Source organism: Rhodopila globiformis (genome assembly GCF_002937115.1).
In the GTDB taxonomy this organism is placed as follows: domain Bacteria; phylum Pseudomonadota; class Alphaproteobacteria; order Acetobacterales; family Acetobacteraceae; genus Rhodopila; species Rhodopila globiformis.
Genome location: NZ_NHRY01000220.1, coordinates 1 through 5,634 on the forward strand (window position 1 = coordinate 1; position 5,634 = coordinate 5,634).

5 protein-coding genes are annotated in these 5,634 nt (G+C 64.6%); 3 read left to right on the forward strand and 2 right to left on the reverse strand.

Annotation, left to right across the window (positions count from 1 at the left end):
- Positions 1 to 80: 80 nt before the first annotated feature.
- Positions 81 to 1,550, reverse strand: coding sequence for an AMP nucleosidase (locus tag CCS01_RS20875; RefSeq protein ID WP_104520700.1), 1,470 nt, complete (start codon positions 1,548 to 1,550; stop codon positions 81 to 83).
- 147 nt (positions 1,551 to 1,697) lie between these two features.
- Here CCS01_RS20875 and CCS01_RS20880 point away from each other — a divergent pair, with 147 nt between their 5' ends.
- The 3 genes from CCS01_RS20880 (at position 1,698) to CCS01_RS20890 (ending at position 4,607) form a co-directional block, all read left to right on the forward strand.
- Positions 1,698 to 2,318, forward strand: a complete 621-nt coding sequence (locus tag CCS01_RS20880) for a hypothetical protein (RefSeq protein ID WP_104520701.1) — start codon at positions 1,698 to 1,700, stop codon at positions 2,316 to 2,318.
- Positions 2,319 to 2,669: 351 nt separating this feature from the next.
- Positions 2,670 to 3,899, forward strand: coding sequence for a formamidase (gene fmdA / locus CCS01_RS20885; protein WP_104520703.1), 1,230 nt, complete (start codon positions 2,670 to 2,672; stop codon positions 3,897 to 3,899).
- A 381-nt stretch (positions 3,900 to 4,280) separates the two neighbouring features.
- Entirely contained in the window at positions 4,281 to 4,607 is a 327-nt protein-coding gene (locus CCS01_RS20890) for an FmdB family zinc ribbon protein (RefSeq protein ID WP_104520702.1), read from the forward strand.
- Here CCS01_RS20890 and CCS01_RS33045 read toward each other — a convergent pair.
- Complete coding sequence (locus CCS01_RS33045) at positions 4,597 to 5,421, reverse strand: hypothetical protein (RefSeq protein WP_146101875.1); 825 nt, start codon at positions 5,419 to 5,421, stop codon at positions 4,597 to 4,599. The genes CCS01_RS20890 and CCS01_RS33045 overlap by 11 nt on opposite strands.
- Positions 5,422 to 5,634 lie beyond the last annotated feature (213 nt).

Genomic DNA, 5,634 nt, shown 5'->3' on the forward strand with positions numbered 1-5,634 from the left:
CCCACCGGCACGCCCCACCGGCACGCCCCACCGGCACGCCCCTTGGCACGCCCCTCGGCACGCCGACGCAGGACCGCATCCTACCGGAACGGCGGCTCGTCGAAGCTGCGCAGCTTGCGCGAGTGCAGCGCCTCGACGCCGCCGCGCAGCAGGTCGAGGGCGGCGAGGCTGATGGTCAGGTGCTCGCCCACCGCGCGCTGGTAGAATGCGCTGGCGGTCCCGGGCAGCTTGATCTCGCCGTGCAGCGGCTTGTCGGAGACGCACAGCAGCGTGCCGTACGGCACCCGCAGCCGGTAGCCCTGCGCCGCCAGCGTGCCGCTTTCCATGTCCACGGCGATGGCGCGCGAGAGGTTGATGCGCCGCCGCTCCTGCGACCAGCGCAGTTCCCAGTTGCGGTCGTCGTACGACACCACCGTGCCGGTGCGCAGCCGCTGCTTCAGCGCATCGCCGTGCTCGCCGGTGACCTGCGCGGCGGCTTCCTGCAGCGCCACCTGCACCTCGGCCAGCGCCGGCACCGGCACCTCCGGCGGCACCAGGTCATCGAGGATCTTGTCGCGCCGCAGGTAGCCATGCGCCAGCACGTAGTCGCCGATGGCCTGCGAGCCGCGCAGCCCGCCGCAATGACCCACCATCAGCCAGCAATGCGGGCGCAGGACGGCAAGGTGGTCGGTGACTGTCTTGGCGTTGGACGGCCCGACGCCGATGTTGACGATCGTCACGCCGCCTTGGCCGTCGTTCCGCGCCAGGTGGTAGGCCGGCATCTGGAAGCGGAACCAGGGCGCGGCGGCAATCCGCGCGGCGGCCTCGGCCAGGTCGTCGCCGCGGTTCGCGACGGTGTCGCCGGGCGCCACCAGGCGGTCATACGGACTGCCGGGATTGCCCAGTTCGTCCAGGCCCCAGCGCACGAACTGGTCGACGTAGCGCTGGTAGTTGGTCAGCAGGATCCAGGGCTGGACGCCTCTCCAGTGCGTGCCGGTGTAGTGGCGCAGGCGGTTCAGCGAGTAATCGACGCGCACCGCGTCGAACAGCGCCAGCGGCCTTGCGTGTCCTTCCTCGAACGCCCACAGGCCGTCCGCCACCTCGTCGCCCACCGCCGACAGCAGGGGCGTGGGGAAATGCCGCGCCAGGTCCGTCGCCGAGGCGGCGCTGTCGGCGAGTTCGTCGCCGCGGTCGAGCACGTAGGGATACGGGATTTCCTGCGTGCTCGGCCGCACATGCAGCACGGCGCCGAATTCCTCGGCCAGCGGGCGCAATTGCTCCAGCAGGTAGGGGCGGAAGAAGCCCGGGCGGGTGATGGTGGTGGCATAGACCCCGGGCGTCTGGACCTTGCCCCAGGCGCGGCGGGTGACCGGCAGCGGCCCGTTCGGCTCGCAGACCAGGCGAAGCTCGGGGTAGCGGAAGCGGCGGCGTTCCTCGGGGTCCGGCGGCGGGCCGCCGGCGGCGAAGCGGGCCAGGGCGTCGCGTTGCGCCTGCACCGCGTCGGCGTGCATCGCCTCCAGCCGATCGACCGCCTGGTCCGGCGTCAGGGCGCTGTGGTGTCCGTCAGGCATGGATCGGCGGTCTCCAGGGCTGTCGCGGGTGGCTATTAAGCGCATGTGATGGGCGGCCGGTTCGCAGGCCGCCGCCGGCAGTCTAACCGAACCGCAAAACGTCCCAAATAAAAGAAGCGCACTTCGCGCACAGGGAGAGAGAACGTCATGAACAATCGCCGTCCGGTCGCGACCCTGGTCGCCGCCGCGATGATGGCTACATGCGTAACTATCGTATCCGCGACGGCCAGTACCCCGCCGCGGCATATCCGCGGGACCGTCGCGGCCGTCGAGGTCCCCTGGCTCACGGTGCGGACCAGTCCCGACAACGTGGACCCTGTCATGTTGGCCCATGACGCGAAAGTGTTCACGGTCGCTCCGGCGGATTTCAGCGCCATCAAGCCCGGAAAATACGTCGGCGTCACCTCGGTCGAACGCAACGGCCGGCGCGAGGCGGTCGAGGTGCACGTGTTCGACGAGTCGCTGCGGGGCCGCGGCGAAGGCGACCGGCCGTGGGATCTGGCATCCGGGCCGGGCCGGATGACCAACGCGAACATTGCCCGGGTCGAGGCAGTTGGGCGTGATCGTGTGCTGACGCTTGCCTACAAGGGCGGCAGCCGGACCATCACCGTGCCGCCGGACGCGACGATCGTGACGATCACGCCCGGCACGGCGAACGAGATCAGGCCGGGCGAGCAGGTCTTCATCACCGCGCATGGCGCGCCGGAGGGCAGGCTGGTCGGGGCGTCGATTGCCGTTGGCCAGAACGGGCTGAAGCCGCCGATGTAGCGCGCGCGGCGCCGTCCTGCCGCCGGGCATGCCGGCGCCCCGGCGTCATGGCCCCCTGGACGGGCCGGGGGCGGCCATGACGACAGAGTGGCGGCCCGCCCCCCAGGGCCTGGCACGCCGGCCTGGCACGCCGGGCTGGCACGCCGGGCTGGCACGCCGGGCTGGCACGCCGCTTGAAATGCGACTGGCGCGGACGCGGCGCCGGCATCACGCCAGCGAAACATAATATTGTTTTGACAACGGTGCGGCAACCGCGTTCCGTTGCCGCGTCCGCAACACGAGGCAACACGCGAAAACGTTTCGCCATCCGGCTCCATCGATCAGGCCCGCTGCAACAAGAAAGGGGAACCCATGCCCGATACCCTCATCAAGGTTGACCTGTCGCAATCCGCCTATGACAACGACATGATCCACAACCGCTGGCATCCGGACATTCCTATGGTCGCCACGGTGAAGCCCGGCCAGGACTTCGTCATCGAGTGCTACGACTGGACCGGCGGCTTCATCAAGAACAACGATTCGGCCGAGGACGTGCGCGACATCGACCTGAGCATCGTGCATTTCCTCAGCGGCCCGGTGGGGATCGAGGGCGCCGAGCCGGGCGACCTGCTGGTGGTGGATTTCCTCGACATCGGCGCGTTCCCGCACAATGCGTGGGGGTTCAACGGATTTTTCTCGAAGCAGAACGGCGGCGGGTTCCTGACCGATCATTTCCCGCAGGCACAGAAATCGATCTGGGACTTCCACGGGATGTTCACCAGTTCCCGCCACGTGCCGGGCGTGAGCTTCGCGGGGTTGATCCATCCCGGGCTGATCGGCTGCCTGCCGGACATGAAACTGCTGGAGACGTGGAACAGGCGCGAAACCGCGCTGATCGCAACGAACCCGAACCGCGTGCCGCCGCTGGCCAATGCGCCGTTCGCCGCGACGGCGCACATGGGCCGTCTGCAAGGCGATGCGAAAGCCTCGGCCGCGGCCACCGGCGCGCGGACCGTTCCGCCTCGGGAACACGGCGGCAACTGCGACATCAAGGACCTGTCGCGTGGCGCGCGGGTGTTCTTCCCGGTCTACGTACCGGGCGCCGGGCTGTCGATGGGCGACCTGCATTTCAGCCAGGGCGACGGCGAGATCACGTTCTGCGGGGCGATCGAAATGCCCGGCTGGATCCACCTGCGGGTGAATTTGGTCAAGGACGGCATGGCGAAGTACGGGATCAAGAATCCCATCTTCAAGCCCAGCCCGATCAAGCCGGTGTACAGCGACTACCTGATCTTCGAGGGCATCTCGGTCGACGAGGCCGGGCAGCAGCATTACCTCGACGTCAACGTCGCCTACCGGCAGGCCTGCCTGAACGCGATCGAGTACCTGACGAAGTTCGGCTACAGCCGCGCGCAGGCCTATGCCATTTTGGGAACGGCGCCGGTGCAGGGACATATCAGCGGCGTGGTGGACATTCCCAATTCCTGCGCCACGCTGTGGCTGCCGACGGAGATATTCGATTTCGATATCAATCCGGGGTCGAGCGGGCCGAGCGGCGGGATCAAGGGCGGGGTGGATATCCCGCTGGCGCCGGACCGGTAGACCGGTGAAGATGGGGATGTGCCGCGGTTTCTGTCGTTCGTTTACCGTTACTGCTTTCCGCTGGAAGGCGATCAGCCGCGGTGCGTCCCGCTACACGCCAGTTCATGCTTTGCCGGCCGCAACCAAGCGGACACGGAGTTCCACGGAGTATGTCACGGAGTTGCACGGAGATCCCGGGGGCGGCCCGATCGGCTCGCCGGCGACGTCCGGTCGTTTCAGGCGCTTCGCGCGAAGCGCAATACTTTCTTTCTCTGTGAAACTCCGTGGAACTCCGTGTCCGCTTGATTGCGGTGGCCCATACGCCCCCACCCCATCCAGTTGGCACCGCAGTTCAACCACCACGCCGCCACGGCCGATCGGCCAGTCAACAGGAAATCAGCAATGCCAGTCTATGACTACCTCTGCGCCACATGCGGACCGTTCACTGCCATCCGGCCGATGGCGGAGTTCGAGCAGCCGCAGCCGTGCGGGCACTGCGGCGAACCGGCGCCGCGGGCGTTGCTGACCGCGCCGGCGATGTCTGGACTCGATCCCTCCCGTCGCCACGCCGCCGCTGTTAACGAACGCAGCGCCCATGCGCCGGCAAGAATTCAGCAACATCCTGCGGGCTGCGCCTGCTCTACTGGCTCCGACCGCCAGAAGCCGCGCGCGGAACCCGTCGCGGCGAAGAGCTTCCCGGCGCAACGCCCCTGGATGATCAGTCACTGAGGCGACCACAAAACGTGCGATACAACGGGTCATCTTCCGCTCCTGCCGATCTCACTGCTTCGCCGGCGTCAAATGGCCCTGTGGCCAGCAGTTGTAGAAGTGGCTGCGCGGAAGCTCGTATACCAACAGCAAATATTCTAGCTGTGTCGATCGCCACTAATTCGGTTGCATCATAAATGTTCTGCCGCCTCGATGGGTCTGCCCTACCTCTGCTGATTGTCTCGCCTTCAATCATCACACGATTTGAACCGTTGATTTCGAGGCCAAGGTAGTTTTTTATTTCGACAATGTGAGTTTCACTTTTTATTTTATCAAAACCAAAGTGAACGCCACCCAATGCGTTTGCGTGCATTTTAATGACGTCCATCCGCGTGTAGAATTGTCCTTTCCAATAGAATATTTTTTGATTGAAGAAAGTCCTTGCATTTTGTGGCAATGGCTTGCAGTGAGGCCCGACTAGCCAGGGGGTCGGATCCTGTGGCGTTCCACGAAGCCGTTCTGTAACCAGTCCTGTAGTAAACCCGGCTGGTCCAATGGTGACTAACCCCATCCAATGATCATATGACCCAACTTTACAGGCTTCAATTGCATGGGAATTGCTGCTGATCGGAAAATTTATGATCAACGGACGAACCAGCCTCTGCACACGATGGAACAGCTGCTCAACAATCCATCGCCGCAAGATTGGTACGAATACGGCTCGTGTGGCAGCCGGTTTGGGAAGTCCGACCAAGAACTGATCCTCAAGAACTCCAACGTCATCAAACAGTTGCTGAATAAGCTCCCGATCGCTTTCAGTTAGCACCGTTTTCATGCGCCAATTCCTGCACTACCGAAAGCAGATACTACGATATTATATCTCGATTGTATCTACCTACCCTCCGGCTTTCCAAAGATCTACCTGCTTACGCACCTTCCTCAGCCAATTTTTCCGGATGATCGTTATCCTTATCAAACATAAACATCGGCCAGCTTGAGCAACCGGTAGGGCATGGGCGTGGTGCGGACACCTGCCCAGAGAAGCCGC